At 42.3% G+C, this 19,286-nt stretch carries 17 protein-coding genes; 6 read left to right on the top strand and 11 right to left on the bottom strand.

Translation table 11 applies throughout. The annotated features are described in order from the left end of the window. Positions 1 to 17: 17 nt before the first annotated feature. The 4 genes from LC040_04495 to LC040_04480 all read right to left on the bottom strand — a co-directional run bounded on the left by LC040_04495 (position 18) and on the right by LC040_04480 (position 5,152). Positions 18 to 398, bottom strand: coding sequence for a DUF2188 domain-containing protein (locus LC040_04495; GenBank protein WLR52175.1), 381 nt, complete (start codon positions 396 to 398; stop codon positions 18 to 20). 89 nt (positions 399 to 487) lie between these two features. Further along, positions 488 to 3,742 (bottom strand): DEAD/DEAH box helicase, encoded by a 3,255-nt coding sequence (locus LC040_04490; GenBank protein ID WLR52174.1) that lies wholly within the window; start codon positions 3,740 to 3,742, stop codon positions 488 to 490. A gap of 123 nt (positions 3,743 to 3,865) precedes the next feature. Then, positions 3,866 to 4,135: a UPF0223 family protein gene (locus LC040_04485; GenBank protein ID WLR52173.1), complete on the bottom strand. Its 270-nt coding sequence runs from the start codon at positions 4,133 to 4,135 to the stop codon at positions 3,866 to 3,868. Between the two features lie 36 nt (positions 4,136 to 4,171). Then, the gene (locus tag LC040_04480) at positions 4,172 to 5,152 is read right to left on the bottom strand and encodes a nitronate monooxygenase (protein ID WLR52172.1); all 981 of its coding nucleotides are present in this window, start codon (positions 5,150 to 5,152) and stop codon (positions 4,172 to 4,174) included. 231 nt (positions 5,153 to 5,383) lie between these two features. On the opposite strand from LC040_04480, the gene LC040_04475 reads away from it, so the two are divergent. After that, positions 5,384 to 6,856 carry an aminotransferase class I/II-fold pyridoxal phosphate-dependent enzyme gene (locus tag LC040_04475; GenBank protein WLR52171.1) on the top strand — a complete coding sequence of 491 codons (1,473 nt, stop codon included), beginning with the start codon at positions 5,384 to 5,386 and terminating at the stop codon, positions 6,854 to 6,856. Positions 6,857 to 7,049: 193 nt separating this feature from the next. Here LC040_04475 and LC040_04470 read toward each other — a convergent pair whose 3' ends face one another. Beyond that, positions 7,050 to 7,739, bottom strand: coding sequence for a biosynthetic peptidoglycan transglycosylase (locus LC040_04470; GenBank protein WLR52170.1), 690 nt, complete (start codon positions 7,737 to 7,739; stop codon positions 7,050 to 7,052). A gap of 170 nt (positions 7,740 to 7,909) precedes the next feature. Further along, positions 7,910 to 8,029, bottom strand: a complete 120-nt coding sequence (locus LC040_04465; protein WLR52169.1) for a GapA-binding peptide SR1P — start codon at positions 8,027 to 8,029, stop codon at positions 7,910 to 7,912. A 261-nt stretch (positions 8,030 to 8,290) separates the two neighbouring features. Between LC040_04465 and LC040_04460 the strand changes: the two genes are divergently transcribed. Continuing rightward, positions 8,291 to 8,518: a DUF2164 domain-containing protein gene (locus tag LC040_04460; GenBank protein WLR52168.1), complete on the top strand. Its 228-nt coding sequence runs from the start codon at positions 8,291 to 8,293 to the stop codon at positions 8,516 to 8,518. A 256-nt stretch (positions 8,519 to 8,774) separates the two neighbouring features. On the opposite strand, the gene LC040_04455 is transcribed toward LC040_04460, so the two are convergent. After that, positions 8,775 to 9,074, bottom strand: a complete 300-nt coding sequence (locus LC040_04455) for a DUF3055 domain-containing protein (protein ID WLR52167.1) — start codon at positions 9,072 to 9,074, stop codon at positions 8,775 to 8,777. Positions 9,075 to 9,368: 294 nt separating this feature from the next. Here LC040_04455 and LC040_04450 point away from each other — a divergent pair, with 294 nt between their 5' ends. After that, entirely contained in the window at positions 9,369 to 9,794 is a 426-nt protein-coding gene (locus tag LC040_04450) for a DUF1885 family protein (GenBank protein WLR52166.1), read from the top strand. A 51-nt stretch (positions 9,795 to 9,845) separates the two neighbouring features. Here LC040_04450 and LC040_04445 read toward each other — a convergent pair whose 3' ends face one another. Further along, on the bottom strand, positions 9,846 to 11,174 hold the full coding sequence (locus LC040_04445; GenBank protein ID WLR52165.1) for a hemolysin family protein: 1,329 nt from the start codon (positions 11,172 to 11,174) through the stop codon (positions 9,846 to 9,848). 324 nt (positions 11,175 to 11,498) lie between these two features. Then, a complete protein-coding gene (locus LC040_04440; GenBank protein ID WLR52164.1) occupies positions 11,499 to 12,365 on the bottom strand; it encodes a polysaccharide deacetylase family protein in 867 nt (288 codons plus the stop codon). Positions 12,366 to 12,534: 169 nt separating this feature from the next. Between LC040_04440 and LC040_04435 the strand changes: the two genes are divergently transcribed. From LC040_04435 to LC040_04425, 3 genes are all read left to right on the top strand, one after another. Beyond that, entirely contained in the window at positions 12,535 to 13,587 is a 1,053-nt protein-coding gene (locus tag LC040_04435; GenBank protein WLR52163.1) for an aromatic acid exporter family protein, read from the top strand. Positions 13,588 to 13,877: 290 nt separating this feature from the next. Further along, positions 13,878 to 15,416 carry a BCCT family transporter gene (locus tag LC040_04430; GenBank protein WLR52162.1) on the top strand — a complete coding sequence of 513 codons (1,539 nt, stop codon included), beginning with the start codon at positions 13,878 to 13,880 and terminating at the stop codon, positions 15,414 to 15,416. Positions 15,417 to 15,663: 247 nt separating this feature from the next. After that, on the top strand, positions 15,664 to 16,017 hold the full coding sequence (locus tag LC040_04425; protein WLR52161.1) for a thioredoxin family protein: 354 nt from the start codon (positions 15,664 to 15,666) through the stop codon (positions 16,015 to 16,017). Between the two features lie 454 nt (positions 16,018 to 16,471). On the opposite strand, the gene lpdA is transcribed toward LC040_04425, so the two are convergent. Then, the gene (gene lpdA, locus LC040_04420; protein WLR52160.1) at positions 16,472 to 17,878 is read right to left on the bottom strand and encodes a dihydrolipoyl dehydrogenase; all 1,407 of its coding nucleotides are present in this window, start codon (positions 17,876 to 17,878) and stop codon (positions 16,472 to 16,474) included. A 4-nt stretch (positions 17,879 to 17,882) separates the two neighbouring features. Further along, positions 17,883 to 19,193: a dihydrolipoamide acetyltransferase family protein gene (locus LC040_04415; protein WLR52159.1), complete on the bottom strand. Its 1,311-nt coding sequence runs from the start codon at positions 19,191 to 19,193 to the stop codon at positions 17,883 to 17,885. Positions 19,194 to 19,286 lie beyond the last annotated feature (93 nt).

The following is a 19,286-nucleotide window of genomic DNA, read 5'->3' as shown; positions in this document are numbered from 1 at the left end:
ATACGGCGGAGGAACCATTAACTATCATTGTTAATGCGGTCTTGTATCGAGCCGTCACGCTTATGAACGATAAGCTCGCAATCATTGTTATTCATGAGCTCACGTCCCTTATCCATCGCTTCATTCTTTGTTGAAAATGTATAGCTTGCTTGCTTTGCGCCTTCTTTCATTACAGCCCATTCCTCATCCTGCGGCTGCACATGATAGATCAGCTTATCACCGGCATCACTATTGTCACCTTCACTTTTTTCTGCCTGAGAAGTGGCAATCGCGATTGCGCGGCCTTCTTCCATCCCCTCTTTCTCAACAAGAGAGTTAGCAATTTCAATTGCTTTGTTTCGCACATCGGATGGAAGGTTCTTCATGGAAGAAGGATAGTCATTTTTCGTCCAAGGCATTTCGGTTCTCACCTCCGCAACGTGATACTACTTATTTTCCCAGCTCCCACCACATCTAATCTTCAATCCTCGATATTAAGCATTTTTGCCTAATCATTCCCAGCCGACAAGCTTAACAGCTCGCGAATTTCATTTTCCGAAAGACTGGAAAGCATTGTCTCACCAGGCTGAATGACATTTTCAATCAACGCTTTCTTCTTTTGCTGCAAATCATAGATTTTCTCTTCGATTGTCCCGTGCGTAATAAGCCGAATCACTTGTACAACATTTTTCTGACCAATTCGATAAGCGCGGTCAATAGCTTGACTGTCTACCGCAGGGTTCCACCATAAGTCGTACAAAATGACGGTGTCAGCACCTGTTAAGTTCAATCCTGTTCCACCTGCTTTTAAGGAAACGAGGAACAAATCGCGCTCACCTTCGTTAAATTGCTCGGTCATCTTAACCCGCTTCTCAGAAGGTGTCTGACCATCAAGGTAAAAGTAACTTGCTCCGCGACGGTCGAGCTCCTGCCTAATAATCGCCAGCATGCTTGTAAATTGTGAAAAGATCAACACACGCCTCCCTGAGCGTTGCGCTTCCTCTAACAGTTCCAAGAGCTGTTCAAACTTACCTGACGTTCCCGTATAATTCTCCAAAAACATGCCTGGATGACAACAAAGCTGCCGCAGCCGTGTTAACCCTGCTAAAATCTTCATTCGGTTTCGCTGTAGGCCGCCGCTTTGAAGAGTTTCTTTCGTCTCTTGCTGAATCTGCTGTAAATATCCAAGATAAAGTGTCTTCTGCTCTGACGTTAGCTCAGTGATATTCGTCGTTTCAATCTTATCCGGTAGCTCTTTCAGCACTTCCTTCTTCATCCTTCGTAAAACAAATGGCCGCACCATTCGTGAAATCTTCTCTTGTGACAGCTTTTTAAAGCTTGTTTTTCCAGGAAAGAAGCCAGGCATAATCGTTTGAAAAATCGACCATAGCTCATCAAGTGTATTTTCAATCGGTGTACCACTTAACGCAAAGCGCTGTACGGCTTTCAGTTGCTTGACAGCTTGAGCCGTTTGGGTTTGGGCATTTTTAATCGCTTGTGCTTCATCAAGGATTAATGATGCAAACTGTATATGCTGATAGAGGTCGATATCACGACGGATAAGCGGGTATGAGGTGACGAGAACATCAACATTCGATAGGTCCTCAAGCACCGCCTTTCGCTCTGTCTGATCGCCTGCGGCTACCCCTACGCGCAATGTCGGCGCAAACTTCCGGCACTCATTCTGCCAATTATACACAAGAGAAGCCGGTGCAACGATTAATACCGTTCCATTTGGATCAGCTTCTTTCTCTGATAAAATATACGCGATACTCTGAAGCGTCTTCCCAAGCCCCATATCATCTGCTAGAATGCCGCCAAAGTGGTAGTACGCAAGTGTTTTCAGCCATTGAAAGCCTGCTTTCTGATAATCCCGCATTGTTCCTTGTAAACTGTCTGGCACCTCAAAATCCAAGTTATCAGGATGCTTCATATTATCAAGAAGTCTGCGATACTGCTTGCCGATTTTCATCGCATTCCCGCTTTGAGCTGCTACACCTTCTACTTGAAGGGCCCGCATCGCTGGAAGCTCTAATCTCTCCCCATTGATTTCTGATTTCTTTAAGTTCAGCTCTTCAAATAGATGGCGAATAGACTGAAATTCGTCTCGCTCTAATGAAACAAAACGACCGTCAGAAAGGCGATAATATTTTTTCTTTTCGACCACTGATTTTAAAATCGTCTCCACTTCCGCTGGGTCGATGCCTGTCATATTAAAGTTAATTTCTAATAAGCGGGATGATGGCTGAAGGTCAATATTCGTCTCAGGAACCTCATCATCAAACAAGATGTCCTTCACAGACTGTGTTAAATAAACATCCGCTTTCGCCTGTAAGTCTGGCAATGACTCATACAAAAACTGATAAATCTGCTCTTCCCCTTCAATAAATAGCTCCCGGCCGTTCCATTTAAACGGGGTTGTTTCAATTAAGCGAAGCAGGCGGTTTTCTTTATCAATGTCACGCATCAGAATCGCACCTTCTTCATACTCGACATCTGTATGAATTAACGGCTGGATCGTCGTTTCCCCGTATTGGAACTGAAGGTCGGCTGTTAACCGGTCACCTTCTATATCAGCCATGATTTTCGCATGAAGCGGCGGAGTTTTGATTTGTTGTGACACACCTTCACTCATCGAAACAGTACCGAGCCGTTTTAACGCTGGAATCACATTGGACACAAGCCCTTCCATCTGCTCAGGTGCGATTGTTAATTCCCCTTGAAACGGCATGGTTTCCTTTAAATCCTTCAACATTTGCAGCTGACTCTCTGTTAATTCATATAAACAACCGTGATGATAAAGGTAGCCGTACAGGTCAATAATCTCCATATCCTGCAAGGACCGGACGCTTAATAAGAAGTTTGCATCATCCGTTTGCTCCAGCTGAAAGTCAAGCTCCGGAAGGCCTTTTTGCCACTGCAGTGTATGCCCGTATGCGTCAATATCTTCTATCTTCACAGGGCGGCTGCTAAGCTTCGGAAAAATTTCATTTGCAGCAAACGGCGGAATGATTAACAAACGATGGTTTTGCTCAGCAAGCATCGGAAAATAGACCGCTTGTTTATAAAATGATTCATTTCGTACGATATGGACGAGCTTATCCAAAATTTCCGCATCCTCACGCTGAAATTGATAAACGTCTGGTTCATACGTAAAGGTTTTCGTGAAATGGTGAATTCGCCCCTCAGCTACACTTAAGAGGAACTGCTTCATGTTTTTAACGACAAATGGCCGCTTCGGTCCGACCTTTAGCTCGATTCCAAGCATCGTTTGACCTGCCGTAAAAACCATTTTGACGAGATATTCAACAAGAAGTGTTTCCTTTTCTCCTTTTTCATAGCTTTGAGATTGCTCGTTATAACCTTTGAACAATTGAATGATTTCATCTGTTTTTTGCTTTAAGCGAGCTTGTTCAAAGCTTCCAAGCTGCTTTGTTGATTCACTGTAATAGGCTTGTAGTTCATTGTATTTGTGTAATTCATGCATTTCTAAGAGGGCTGCGACAATATGCTTGCACCATGACGGGTATGTTTCAAATGCAGGACAAGCACAGTCCGCATGGATGTGCGATCCATTCATTCCTACAGTCACTTCATAGTCTTCATTCCCCATCACAACTGCTTCCATATATGTACCATCAGGCTCAACCTTAACGATCTCGGCAAGATCCATCTCCCAATAGGTCTCTCCTCTATTATAAATACGTTGATTTCCGCATAAGCTGCGTATATCATTTCTCGATAAATGTAAAAGATTCCGCATGCTGTTCCATCCTTTTTCAAAGCATTCATTTTATCCAATCTAATCATATGCTACTTTTAAGCGTGAAAGCAAACGTGTAACACGTAAAAACGCCCGTTCCACAGAAGGAAACGGACGTCACTGTTACATTTTAATTTTCATACCGCTTTCACTTTCGCGTGCTTTCTTAACCGTATGATAACAGGATACATCAGCCGATTCATCAAACTCACGGAACAGCTGCTTTTCTTCTGACTTACTTGGAACAATTTCTTTGAAACGACGATACGCTGCTAACAGCAAGTCGCGCTCAATCCCTTTTTCATATGCTTTTTCAATGCATTGAAAGAAACCGATCGCATCGATCACTTCCTGCTTGTCCCAGTCAATCGCCATTGGATATGAATATTCCATCTTTTTCACCACGCTTATAAGGATACTCTCTCCTTATTATAACGACCTAGATGGAACATTGCCACTCCACTTCGTTCGAATCTCTTCTGCTTCACCGATCATTCGGTCAAACAGCTCTTGTGTCGTCGGCACGTCTTTAATACGGCCGAGGACTTGCCCTGCCCAGCCGAAGCCTTCTTCTTCAATTCCTTCATAAATGTAGCGTTGGTTTGCCTTGCCGCTGATGAAGTCCCTTAGCCCTTCATAGCCTGGGTTGCCTTTTTCCATTTCCAAAATGCGTGTCGTCCACTCATTTGAAACAGCACGTGCAGGAGCTCCGAGTGAGCGCTTAATCACTACAGTATCGTTTTCACTTCCTTCAACTAAACGCTGCTTATAAGCCTCATGTGCATGAACACATTCTTTTACGGCAATAAAACGTGTTCCCATTTCAATTCCTTCTGCGCCAAGTGCAAGCGCTGCCATTAATCCGCGGCCATCACCAATCCCGCCTGATGCGATAACTGGAATCGAAACAGAATCAACCACCTGCGGTACAAGGATCATCGTACCGATATCATCACGGCCTAAGTGTCCGCCACCTTCTTGGCCGACAACCATAACCGCATCTGCACCAAGCTCTTCTGCTTTCTCAGCTTGACGGCGTGCTGCCACAAGTACAAGCTTCTTAATACCAGTACCTTCTAATTGCTTGAAAATCGGCGTTGGGTTTCCGCCTGTCATGGAGACAACCTCAACCTTTTCTTCAATCGCAACCTCTAACATATGTTCAAATGGACGGCCGTGCTGTCCAATGGCAAAGTTTACCCCAAACGGCTTATCCGTTTTTTCACGAACTTTGCGGATCTCCTCACGCAAAGCTTCCGGTGAAGGCAATGACATTGCCGTAATTTGCCCTAAGCCACCAGCATTCGACACCGCTGCTGCTAAGTCTGAATAGGCAAGATAGGCAAGGCCTCCTTGAATAATCGGATATTGAATCCCTAGTGCTTTCGTTACGCGTGTCTCCCAATTCATTTCATAGTCCTCCCTTTGTTCGAATGTTTAAAAAAATAATCCCCTTCTCCCACTATTCGCCTTCAAAACGACAAATTCCTTTGTCAAATTGCATTTGCCTGTTATGGTAGAAGCAAGAATCACTCAATCTTGAAAAATTTATCTATGCAAGCCATTCGCCAGGTGCTATAATTCATTTGTTTTATGCCTATCTATTAGGCAGTAATTTTGAAATAATGAGGTGTGCGTAAATTGCAACAAACGAAAACGCCGTTATTTTCCGGCTTATTAGAACATATAAAGCGAAATCCAGTCCAGTTCCATATTCCAGGCCATAAAAAAGGGGCAGGAATGGACCCTGAATTTCGTGACTTTATCGGAAAAAATGCTTTATCAATTGACTTGATTAATATCGGGCCACTTGATGATCTGCACCATCCACACGGCATGATTAAGGAAGCACAAGAACTTGCCGCAGAAGCATTTGGCGCAGATCATACCTTCTTTTCTGTACAAGGAACAAGCGGTGCTATTATGACGATGATTATGTCTGTTTGTGCCCCAGGAGAGAAAATTATCGTTCCACGTAACGTGCACAAATCTGTGATGTCAGCGATTATTTTCAGCGGTGCGACGCCAATTTTTATTCATCCTGAAATTGACCGTAATTTAGGGATTTCACACGGTATTACCGTCGATTCTGCACGGAAAGCGCTGGAGGCACATCCTGATGCAAAAGGATTATTTGTCATTAACCCGACGTATTTCGGGGTTTCAGCAAACTTAAAAGAAATCGTTGATATTGCCCATTCATACGACGTACCAGTGCTGGTTGATGAAGCACACGGAGTTCATATCCACTTCCATGAAGACCTGCCTCTTTCTGCAATGCAGGCTGGAGCAGATATGGCGGCAACGAGCGTGCATAAGCTTGGCGGTTCCATGACACAAAGCTCCATTCTAAATGTACGTGAAGGTCTTGTTTCAGTGGAACGTGTCCAATCCATTATCAGCATGCTGACGACGACATCAACGTCTTATCTGCTGCTTGCTTCATTAGATACTGCAAGAAAGCAACTTGCAACAAACGGGCATGAACTATTATCACGTACGATTGACTTAGCAGAAAAAACACGCAGTGCAATTAACGAAATCCCACACCTTTACTGTGCGGGACGTGAAATTTTAGGAACGAAATCAACTTATGATATGGACCCGACAAAGCTGATTGTTTCTATTAAAGATCTCGGTATGACAGGCTATGATGTCGAGGTTTGGTTACGCGAGCATTACAATATTGAAGTTGAACTGTCTGATTTGTATAACATTCTTTGCATTATTACACCTGGAGACAGCGAAACCGAAACAAGCCTGCTTGTTGAAGCATTAACAAAGCTTTCAGAGGAACGAAAAGATGTAGCAGAAGTGCGTGAAGCGAAACATGTCCACGTACCGAACATCCCGCTTCTCTCCCTATCGCCGCGTGATGCTTTTTACGCCGAAACAGAAATCGTACCATTCGAAGAATCAGCAGGCCGCATTATCGCTGAATTCGTGATGATCTACCCGCCAGGCATCCCAATCCTAATCCCAGGCGAAATCATCACCGAAACAAACCTAAGCTACATCGCAGAAAACTACGAAGCAGGCCTACCCGTCCAAGGCCCAGAAGACGACCAACTAAAAACCCTCCGCGTCATCAAAGAACACAGAGCTATTAAATAAGAAAAGCGGAGGCGGGCCGCTTAGAAATATTGTTTGCTGGAGCCTTCATGCATAGAGGCGCTCTTTGCCTCGGAGCATTAATAGAAACGTCGGTTAAGAACGAAACGTCCTGTGACAACACCGACGCTAGCACGTCCTGTGCGTCGGAAGACAAACAAACCCTGCGGTGATTCGTAGCCGCAGGGTTGTTCATTTATTCTGTTGGAAGATAGCCTAGCTTGTCCATTTTCTTATAGACAACTTCGCCGCGTTTTTCTGCTTTTTCGGGATTGTTTGCGTAATATTCAGGAGCTTTGACCATCCCGGCGAGCACTGCAGCCTCTTGCGGTGTAAGCACTTCGCGACTGCTATTATTTTTTGTAGTTGTTTTGCCAAAGTACTCATTGGCAGCCGCTTCTATTCCGTAATTGCCGCTTCCAAAATAAATATGATTCATATACATTTCAAGAATCTCTTCTTTCGAGTAATACCATTCTAGGTTAATGGCAATAATCATTTCTTTTACTTTGCGCATAATCGTCTTATCATGTGATAAATAAATGTTCCGTGCCGCCTGCATTGTAATCGTACTACCGCCTTGAACGAACCCTCCCGCTTCCATGTCTGCCCGTATTGCCCGTGCTAAACCAACTGGGTCGACGCCAAAGTGGTAATAATAACGTTCATCTTCGACGGCTACGAATGCCTTTGACACATATTCTGGCATTTCTTCAATCTTAACCGTTTTCCCTGACGGCTGGACACCTACGGCTTGTTCTCGTAACAGATTGCCCACATGTATAATTCCTGCAAAGCAAAGAACAACCAGCACCATAAAGAGAAAGATCCGTCGCTTTAAACGCCGTGACTTCTTTTTTCGTTTAATCACTCGCCTGCTTCTCATTTCCATCCCTCTTTACCTTAAAGCAACTATTCAACATGATTATAATCAAACGAAACAGTTTCTGAAAGATGAGATTTGTCCCAACCCTTTGCGATTTAAGTATAACCTAAATAAAAAAGCCCTTTCCCACGACCGGGAAAGGGCTTTCGTCTCAATTTAAGGTTATGTTGTTATTCATCAATGTCTTCATCGTCGCAGCAGCCGTCACACTTTGCGTAAAGTGTCGATACTTTTTCGTCCTCAAAATGTTCGATTGTGCTTTCACATGATTGGCAAACGATGATACCCATTGTTCCATCTCCCTTTAATAAGTTTTGTAAACGCTTAATGTTATGTTGCCTTAATAATAATATGTCACATTAGATTCGTCAACCCCTAAATTGTATAACATAATAAAAATAGGCAAAAACATTAATTGTTTCTTTTAAAGGAATGATGGACCTTAATAAGCTATGCTCAATGAATAGAGGCTAAATCCATTTTCAATTGTATTTCTTTGATAGATTATTTATGCTGAATTTATATCGATAACAGAGCAGGAGGCAGAACAAATGAACAAAGATTACAATTTATCAACCGAGACAAAAGAAGAATTACAACGTAGCATTAAAAACTACTTTTATGAGGAGCGAAACGAAGAAATCGGCGACCTTGCTGCCACGTTGTTTCTAGATTTTATCATGCAAGAAATCGCCCCCACTTTCTACAACCAAGGCGTCACCGATGCCCAACAATACATCAGCAACAAACTCGAAGACATCTTCGAAATCCAGAAATAATATAGAAAAGCGGAGAAAGGTGTTTAGGCTGTCCGATTGCTGGAGCCTTCACACAGAGAAAGCCGCTTTTTGCTTTCGGTGCATTAAAAGGAACGTCGGTTAAGAGCGTCACGTCCTGTGACAACGCCTGCACTAGCACATCCTGTGCGTCGAAAGCGGAGGCGGCTCGACTAGGGGCGACACCGCCCCTCGCACTCGCAAATAGAAAAAGAGGCCTCTTTTCTCAAAAAGATGCCTCTCCATTTCCGTTCAGTTATTAATCGTACTGTGCCCCGAGCTGTGGGGTTGGTAGTGTGTCTAAGAAAAACTCGGCAAGATGCATTGCCTCTTGTTCAGTTGCAATGCGGAATGCGCGCTGAATATACTCTAAATCTTTCACATCTTCAGCATCTAATAGAGAAGAACGACCTGTCTGCATGCAAATGACTAGTGGCTTTCCAAAAAACATGTTCGTATAGACAATCCCAAAATCATAACGGACATCATCTGTTGAAAAACCAACAAACCGTACCTTTACATTTTCATGCTCTTCATAAAACTTGTGAAATTCCATCATCCTATAGTCCTCCTCCTTTAAAATTACGTTTTTCCGAAAACCCCCTAGTGAATGGCGTCTACTACCCCATTCTAGTTTTCTTAACTTTCTGAATTTATTGTATATTAAATTACGAAAAAATGCAAGTTTTATTTTTTTTGGAAAAAGTGTAGCTTTTTTTCATTAGATTGCTAGAACGCTAAGAGGTTAAAAGAATCCAAGCTCCACAATTGTTGAAACAGTTGTCAATTTCTTGTTTAGAGTGCTAAGATATTAATGGATTGAAAACGTTTTATTGATTAGGGGGGACCTTTCATGGCAGGAAGTGCATATATTAAGCTTGTACCAGGCTCGAAGCAGCAAGAAATTACATTAGAAGAAGTAAAGGACTTATTCTACTATTATAAAGATATTACAAGCAAAACAGGCAAACAGCTGAGCTGGAAGTATGATGGGGCAGCGTTTCCATATGAAATGAAGCAAAAACCTGAGGCAAAAGGACAATGGTTTTACTTAAAAGGCATTGAAGATCGTTATGAATATATTCTTGTTGGCGTTGGAACAGAAGAAACAACAGGGGAAGAACCACCTCTCTCCTACATCCAAGTAGCGCTTCCAGATGAGTCGACGCACGGGGATAAAGGAAAAGCAAATGAATTTTGCAAATTCCTAGCTAAGAAGCTTGAAGGTGAACTCCACCTTTTTAACGACCGTGTAATGTACTATTATAAACGAAAATAATTCAAAAGAGCCCTCAGCTTATAACGTTGAGGGCTCTTTTTCTGCACAACTCTACCCGCTATATCCACTTTCACTCTTCTGCACTGTCTTCGCTTTTGAAATTTTTACAGAGTCAATATGTCTTCCATCCATCTTTAACACTTTAAAGGTGACATCATCTTTATGGATTTCTTCCTGCTCCTGCAAGTCAATTTTCTCAGAGTGAAGCCAGCCGCCGATCGTGTCGACATTCTCACTATCTAGGTTCAGTTGACAAACTTTATTCACATCATCAATTAATGTCTTCCCGTCTACGATGATTGTCTGTTCATCAATTCGTTCAATGTACGGCTTCTCATCAATATCAAATTCATCGCGAATTTCCCCAACGATTTCTTCTAAAATATCTTCCACCGTTACAAGCCCTGCAGTCCCGCCATATTCATCGATTAAGATTGCCATATGTGTCCGCTCCTTCTGCATCTTCACAAGCAAATCATGAATCGGAATGGACTCAATCACTTGAATAACAGGTCTTGTGTATTGCGTAATCTTTTTTTGCTCAATGCCGTCTTCTGAAACTAAGTCACTTAAGATCTCCTTCAGGTTGACAACCCCTGTAATATGGTCCTTATCTCCATTCATAACTGGAAAGCGCGTATATTTTTCTTGAAGCATTAGATTCACATTTGCTTGCAGAGAGTCCTCTTCATCGACTGCAATTATTTCGGTACGCGGGACCATAATTTCTTTGGCAATCCTGTTGTCAAATTCGAATATTTTATCGACAAACTTATATTCAGCTTGATTAATCTCTCCGCTCTTATAGCTCTCTGATAAGATAATCCGGAGCTCTTCTTCTGAATGTGCCACTTCATGCTCAGAAGCTGTTTTGAAGCCTAACATGCTTGTAATCACGCGGGCTGAGCCATTCAACAGCCAAATAAATGGGTACATCACCTTGTGAAAGAAAATCATCGGCTTTGCGATTAGCAGCGTCAGCTTTTCTGCCTGCTGAATTGCAATTGTTTTCGGAGCTAGCTCCCCTACAACGACATGCAAAAATGTAATGACAAAGAAGGCAATTGCAAATGAGAGAACAGACACGACTGACGGATTTAATTCAAATGATTCAAACACAGGATGAAGCAGCTTTTCAACAGTCGGTTCCCCGAGCCAACCGAGGCCGAGTGATGTAATTGTTATCCCGAGCTGACAAGCTGATAAATAGCCGTCTAGATTTCCGATAACCTTCTTAGCGGCCTGTGCTGTTTTATTACCGTCTGCCGCCATTTCTTCAATTTTCGTTGAGCGCACCTTAACAATTGCAAATTCTGACGCAACAAAAAAGGCTGTCAGTGCAATAAGCAGTGCAATCAAAAATAAATTAAATAATGCCATTCAAACATCCTCCCGAAAACACAGCTTGTATTATTATACCCTTATTCATTGCCCACAAATCAGGCTGAGCGACATCAGTGTTTAGGATGTTTTAAGAATCAAATTAGGTTCGGAATTTTTCGAAATTATTTTAACCACCCATAAAGTAATCCGGAAACCGAATGTTATATTGACAAGCGAAAGAAGTGCTAACACACAACTTTCAGCATCTTCATACCCCCTTTTCTTAATAAAATAGTACCTCGTTCCGTACCAACCAACTTGTAAAAGCGGAGCGAAAATGGAAAGAGCTGCCCTCCACCTGGCAGCTCTTCTTTTTGATTCTTATTGTTGTTGTTTATCTTCTGGTGTTTCCAATAACTCTGGGTCGACCATTGTATAGCCTTTTTCTCGCAAGCCATCAATAATTTGCGGAAGGCCTGCCGCTGTCCATTCACGGTCATGCATAAGCAGGTTTGAGCCGTTTCTTAACAGCGGTGTGTTGACCATAATATCAGCAATCGCATCCTTACTCATATATTCTTTGTTCCAGTCATAGCCGTATGACCAATTCATTAGAAGCATGCCTTCTTCTGCAACGACCTGTTTGCTGTAGTCAGTGTTTACACCAAATGGCGCACGGAAATATTTCGGACGTTCGCCAATAACCGCTTCAATTTCATCACTTAATGAGACAATTTCTTCTTTTTGCTGCTGCTGACTAAGTGTATCTAACTGCTTGTGGTTATACGTATGATTCCCAATTGTAAAGCCCATATCATAAATTTGCTTTAACACTTTCTTCTCTTCTTCCGTATCAATAAAGTGACCATTTACAAAAAAGATCGCTGGTGCATCTTTTTCTTTTAATGTGTTAGCAATTTCAAGCGCATGCTTATCAGGGGCATCATCAAATGTGAGCAGCACAACATTTTCCGAAGCTTCCTCAATCGGCTCAACTCCCCAATTGGCTGAGTTGATTCGGTATTGCGGTTCTTGTTCTTCGGCCTGAACCTCTTCTTCCTGCTGTCCTTCTTCCTCTTTCGGCTGCTCTTGTTCTACCTTTTCTTCATTTTTTGCGTCTGCACTTTTTTCCTCTTCTTTCTTTTCAGCCTGTGCAGATTGGTTTTCATCAGCTGGCTCGCTGGCTGTATTTGTTCCGCATGCACTCAGTAAGAATGCGCAAAACAATACAAAACCTATTTTTTTCATTTCAGCAACCCCCAGTTTGTTTGTTATGATAGGAATATTCCCATTCATTTCATCATCCATTATCATTATAATATATTTCCAACACGAACCGAACTGATAAGTTTCCTATTTTTTCTGAGAAAAGAAGCTCATATACATCAATACTAATTAGATAAGGTTGGTTAAAAAAATGAAAGAGGTCAAACGATTTAAAATTGCTGGTGGAAGAATTGTTAAAACAGCTATTTCTGTCTTTATTACGGCAATCATTTGTCATCAATTGAATTTACCTGCCATTTTTGCGGTTATTACCGCGATCGTCACGACAGAGCCAACTGCCTCGGATTCTGTCCGGAAAGGGATAATTAGACTGCCTGCTTCTGCAATCGGGGCAGCCATTTCGATGTTCTTTTCATGGGTGTTTGGCGAAACTGCTCATACATATGCGCTTGCGGCTGTATTAACAATCTGGACCTGCAATAGGCTTAAGCTTGATGAAGGGACACTTGTTGCGACATTAACAGCCGTTGCGATGATTCCTGACGTGCATGATCATTTCTTACTTGCGTTCGTTTCCCGTCTTGGCACAACAGCAATCGGTCTAACCGTATCGACTGTCGTGAACTTTATGATTATGCCGCCAAAATATTCACCAATGATTCTTAATCAAATTGATGAGATATGCAATTCAATTGGGACAACCCTTAAGCTGCTTAGCAGAGAAATGATTGAAGGAAAAGGGTCTCACCTGCAAACAAAGCGAGCTTATCGGCGCATTACGAAACAGCTTGAACGAACAATGCAGCTTAGTGATTATCAACATGAAGAGTTTCGTTATCATAAGCACAGTACATCAGAGGTACGAATATTTCACTATGCGACGAAGCAAGTAAATTTACTGCAGCAATTTGTTTTTCATTTAGGAAACCTGCAATATGCACAATTAAATAAAGAAGAATTTTGCGAAGAAGAGAAAGATTTATTAAAACGAGCGATTGATTCGATCATTCTTGTGTTGAAGGACCCGAACCATCACGTCCCCGAGGAACATTTCGCTATCATCAAAGAGCTTGATCATTATTTCTGGCATTGGAAACGTGAGCTTGCTCATCAACCAACGAACAAATATCATCATCACTTTGCGTCACATACAATTATTTTATATGAAATTCTTTCGATGCATGATGCACTTGAAGAATTGGAGCACTTAGTAAACAAGGCAAAAGGCGCTCGTGAAGCATAGATTCACTGCATTAATTTTCAATAATTTTGAATCTTCCTTTTTTACTGAATATGAGTCATTTACTTGTATTCTTTTCTTAGTTTCATTATCATGTGTTACGGGTATAAATACGAATGTGTTTATGCCTTTATTTTTGTCTGTATTAGTCATTAAACCTTTGGTATCTATTGGTTGGGAACAACTGTTATATTCAGTAAATCACGTTCCTATCATCTTAAGCTAGACCTTCATGCATAGTTCTAACATGCTGGAGAATACTGACTATAATATGAGAAGGAAGGGGAGATACAATGAAAAAGCTTACACCAGTATTTGTCATATCAGTAATTGTAGCCGCATTATTCATTGTATGGGGAATCATCCCTGAGGAAGCACTACCAAATGCAAACCTGAAAGTCGTTACAAGTAGTGTCCAAGGATTTATCGTTGAAAAATTTGGTTGGTTCTATCTACTATCTGCTACAGGCTTCTTAGTATTTGCACTCTTTCTTATCTTTTCCAAGTACGGACATATTAAATTAGGAAAAGACACAGATGAACCTGAATACAGCTACCTTACATGGTTTGCGATGTTATTTAGCGCAGGTATGGGTATCGGGCTTGTATTCTGGGGTGCAGCCGAGCCGATGTACCATTATTTCACACCGCCGGTTGGTGAAGGTGAAACAGCAGAGTCTGCACGTCTAGCTCTACGCTATTCATTCTTCCATTGGGGGCTTCACCCATGGGCTATTTATGCCGTCATTGCCCTTGCGCTTGCTTATTACAAGTTCCGTAAAGAAGCACCAGGTGTCGTAAGTGCAATCTTACGCCCAGTATTAGGTGACCGTGTCGATGGTCCGCTTGGTACTCTTGTCGACTTCATTGCGGTTTTTGCGACGATCTTTGGCGTTGCAACGTCCCTTGGTTTAGGTGCAATTCAAATTGGTGGCGGTGCCTCTTACTTATCAGATTCGATCGCCAATACAAAAGTCACCCAAATGGTGATTATTCTCATCGTAACCGTTCTATTTATGCTGTCAGCACAGACAGGCTTAAACAAAGGGATTAAATACTTAAGTAATTTAAATATTATTTTGGCAATCAGTTTAATGTTATTCCTACTGTTTGCTGGTCCAACGAATTTTATTATGGATGTCTTTACGATGACAATTGGAAGCTATGTGCAAAACCTTCCTTCCATGAGCTTTAAGCTAAGTCCGTTTGAACAAAACACTTGGATTCAAGACTGGACCATTTTCTATTGGGCATGGTGGATTGCCTGGGCACCATTTGTCGGTACATTTATTGCACGTATTTCTCGCGGCCGTACCATTCGTGAGTTTATTATCGGTGTACTTGCTGTTCCAACTATTTTCGGTGGCCTTTGGTTCTCTGTTTTCGGCGGTTCGGCTATTTTCCTTGAACGCCAGGGAGCAGGTATCTATCAAGTCATGAACGACAGTGGAATGGAAATTGCGCTATTTGAAGTGTTACAAAACTTCCCACTTGGATTTTTCATGAGTGCGATCGCAATCTTCCTGATTAGTACGTTCTTTATTACATCAGCCGATTCAGCAACGTTCGTACTCGGAATGCAGACAACAAACGGCAGCTTAAACCCGCCAAATTCTGTGAAATTTATTTGGGGGATTATCCAGTCTTCCACAGCAGCAATTTTACTTTGGACAGGCGGTCTTGGTGCACTACAAACGGCCTCGATTATTGCCGCATTTCCGTTTACGATTATTATGATTTTAATGGTATTTGCAATGTTAAAATCCTTTAAAGAAGAAAAAATCGTTACTGTTCGCTACAAAACAAAAGGAAATCCTACTGAAAGTAAATAGGATCCATTCTCCCCGCTGATTGAGCTTCAGCGGGGTTTTTCTATACGACAGGCTTTCACAAAATATTGTGGCAATTGACACACTTTTCTATCACATAGGTCCATATCTGGAAGTTTTCATTTTTGTAACATTTAGATGACAATACAATAATTAAGTATTCCTCATGATAGAATTAGGGTATATTTTAATATAGAGCATAGAAGAAAGAAGTGAGGTTGCAGCATGAAGCGAAAAATCGTTACCCTTCTTGCTTTCACATTATTGCTTGGGAGCCTGTCAAGCAGTAGAAGGCAATTCAGTCAATGATATAAAGAAACATTCCGATGGTGTACTCTTTGTATTCTTTTCAAATGACAAGCACCTTGAACGTGAAGGAAATTATTATGATGTTCTCTTGGATCTTAAGAAGCAGTATCCGAAGGAAAATGTTGATTTCATTATCGTTCACTCTTCGAAAAACACCAATCTCGTTGAACATTTTAAAGTAAAGCAATACCCTACCCTCGTCGTTTTGAACAGAGGAACTTATGTGACAAAAATAGAGGGCGTACAATCGAAAGATGCGATACGAAAGCAAGTTTTAAACGCACTCGGGAAGTAAAGTACTTGTATACAGCTTAGCAGAATGCCTGCACATATGCTCACTACTCTTCTCGCTTACCTTAAGAGCCAGCCACTATTATCAGTGGCTGGCTCTCTTTTTATGTACGAAAAAAGCGCCGGTCAATGACCGGCGCTCTCGTTTATGTCTAGCTGCGAAAGCCAAATCGTCGGGCTGCTTCGCTTCTTTTGTCGAAGGTAAAGACCGACCTTCTCTGTCAGAAGCTCCACCAGCCGATCGATTTAAGCGGGCTTTCTCCGCTTTTCTATTGGCTAGCTGCGAAAGGCAGGCTGCGCGAGTTGCTTTCGACGTACAGGATGTACTAGCGTCGGTGTTGAAACAGGACGTTTCGTTCTTAACCGACGTTCCTTTTAACACGCCGAAAGCAAAGAGCGGCTTTCTCTGTGTAAAGCTTCCAGCAATCGGACAGCCTAAACGCCTTTCTCCGCTTTTCTTATTTAATATGAATTGGGCTTCCTAGGGCTACTTCTGCAGCTTCCATTGTGATTTCGCCTAGTGTTGGGTGAGCATGGATTGTTAGTGCGATATCTTCAGCAGTCATGCCTGCTTCGATTGCAAGGCCAAGCTCAGAAATCATGTCAGAAGCGTTTGGACCTGCGATTTGTGCACCAATGATTAGGCCGTCTTCTTGGCGTGTTATAAGCTTCAAGAAGCCGTCTGTTTCATTAAGTGACAATGCGCGTCCGTTTGCAGCGAATGGGAATTTAGAAGCTTTTACTTCTAAGCCCGCATCCTTCGCTTCTTGTTCAGTGTAGCCGACAGAAGCAAGTTCTGGTTCACTGAATACAACCGCTGGGATGCCGTGATAATCGATTTCAGAAGCTTCTCCGCTGATTACTTCTGCAGCGATTTTTCCTTCATAAGAAGCTTTATGTGCAAGTGGTGGACCTTGAACGATGTCACCAATTGCGAAGATGTTGCTTACAGATGTACGGCATTGCTTGTCGATTTTGATAAGACCGCGCTCATCAACTTCAACACCAGCTTGCTCAAGGCCAAGCTCATCTGTGTTTGGCTTACGGCCTACTGTTACAAGCACGTAATCCGCTTCAAATGTTTGCTCTTCACCTTTTACTTCTGCTGTTACTTTCACGCCGTTTTCTGTTTCTTCAACGCCTTTTGCCATTGCTTTTGCATGGATCTCGACGCCTTTCTTCTTAAGACGCTTCTTAACGATTTGACGCATTTGCTTTTCAAAGCCCATTAAGATATCTTCTGCGCCTTCAAGAATTGTTACTTCTGTATCGAAGTTTGCATATGCTGTACCAAGCTCTGTACCGATGTAACCGCCGCCGATTACGATCATTTTCTTCGGAATCTCTTTCAGTCCAAGAGCACCTGTAGAGTCTAGAACACGGTCAGAGAACTTAAAGCTTGGAATTTCAATTGGACGAGAGCCTGTTGCAATAATTGCATTGTTGAATTTGTAAGTTTGCGCACCCTTATCGTCCATGATGCGAACTGTGTTGCCATCTACGAAGAATGCTTCTCCGCGAAGGATTTCAACTTTGTTTCCTTTAAGAAGGCCTTCAACGCCGCCAGTAAGTTTTTTCACAACGCCTTGTTTCCACTCTTGAACTTTTGAGAAATCAACTGATACATTCTCAGTTTTGATACCCATGTCGTCAGAGCCTTTTGCTTCTTCATAACGATGACCAGCATTGATTAACGCTTTTGAAGGGATACAACCGACGTTAAGGCAAACACCACCAAGTGTACCTTTATCAACGATTGCTACTTTTTGTCCTAGTTGTGCAGCGCGGATTGCTGCTACATAACCGCCAGGGCCTGCACCTACAACGAGCGTATCAAGTTCGATTGGGAAATCTCCTACTACCATAATTTTACGCCTCCATTACTAATAGTTGTGGGTCGTTCAATAGACGTTTGATGTGATTCATTGCATTTTGTGCTGTTGCACCGTCAATCATACGGTGGTCAAAGCTTAGAGATAATGCAAGAACAGGTGCTGCTACAATTTCACCGTCACGTACAACTGGTTTTTCAGCGATACGGCCGATACCAAGGATTGCAACTTCTGGGTGGTTAATAACTGGTGTGAACCATTGGCCACCTGCAGAACCGATGTTTGTAATTGTGCAAGAAGCACCTTTCATTTCTTCACCAGAAAGTTTACCATCACGCGCTTTTACTGCAAGTTCATTAATTTCGCTTGAGATGTTGAAGATTGACTTACGCTCAGCATCTTTCACAACTGGTACAAGTAGACCTTTGTCTGTGTCTGCTGCAATACCGATGTTGTAGTAATGCTTCTGAACGATTTCTTGTGTTTCATCATCTAACATTGTATTTAACACTGGGTATTCACGCAATGCGCTTACCAATGCTTTAACAACGTACGGAAGATAAGTAAGCTTGATGCCTTTGTCTGCAGCAACTTGCTTGAACTGTTTGCGATGTGCAACAAGCGCGCTTACGTCTACTTCGTCCATTAGTGTAACATGCGGAGCAGTATGTTTGGAATTCACCATTGCTTTTGCAATTGCTTTGCGCATTCCGCTCATCTTCTCGCGAGTTTCTGGGTATTGTCCTGCTGGAGCAGCTTGTTGTGCTGGTGCTGCTTCTTCTTTTGTTTCTGCTTTTTCTTCTTGTGCAGGAGCTTCTTCTGCTTTTGCACCGCCGCTTAGGAAGCTTTCGATATCTTCTTTTAAGACACGACCGTTTTTGCCGCTTCCGCTTACTTTGCGGATATCTACGCCTTTGTCACGTGCGTATTTACGTACAGAAGGCATTGCGATAACACGAGCATTTTCGTCAACCTCTTCATCGCTTGAAGATGCTGCTGGAGCCTCTTCTTTTTTCGGAGCTTCTTCTTTTGGAGCTTCTTCCTTCGGCTCTTCTTTCGATTCTTCAGCTTTTTCTTCGCCGCCTTCGTCAGAACCGTCGTCTTCATAGCCTGGGGCATCAAATGTAACGATTACATCGCCGACAATTGCTGTTTCACCTTCGTCTACTTTAATTTCTTTTACCGTTCCATCTACTGGACAAGGAATTTCAACAACTGCTTTATCATTTTGAACTTCTGCTAGCACATCGTCTTCTTTCACTTCATCGCCAGGCTTAACGAACCACTTAGCGATTTCACCTTCATGAATACCTTCACCAATATCAGGCAGTTTAAATTCAAATGCCACGGCAAATGACCTCCTCTTATCTATATCATTTAATTTCATTCGCGTTAAAATGGATGAAAAGAAATCAGAGCGGGCTGATTTCTTTTCATGTTT

The organism is Bacillus tianshenii (genome assembly GCA_020524525.2).
In the GTDB taxonomy this organism is placed as follows: Bacteria; Bacillota; Bacilli; order Bacillales; family Bacillaceae_N; genus Bacillus_AV.
Note: the sequence above shows the minus strand (reverse complement) of the source record. Positions and strands in the feature narration are given on the sequence as shown.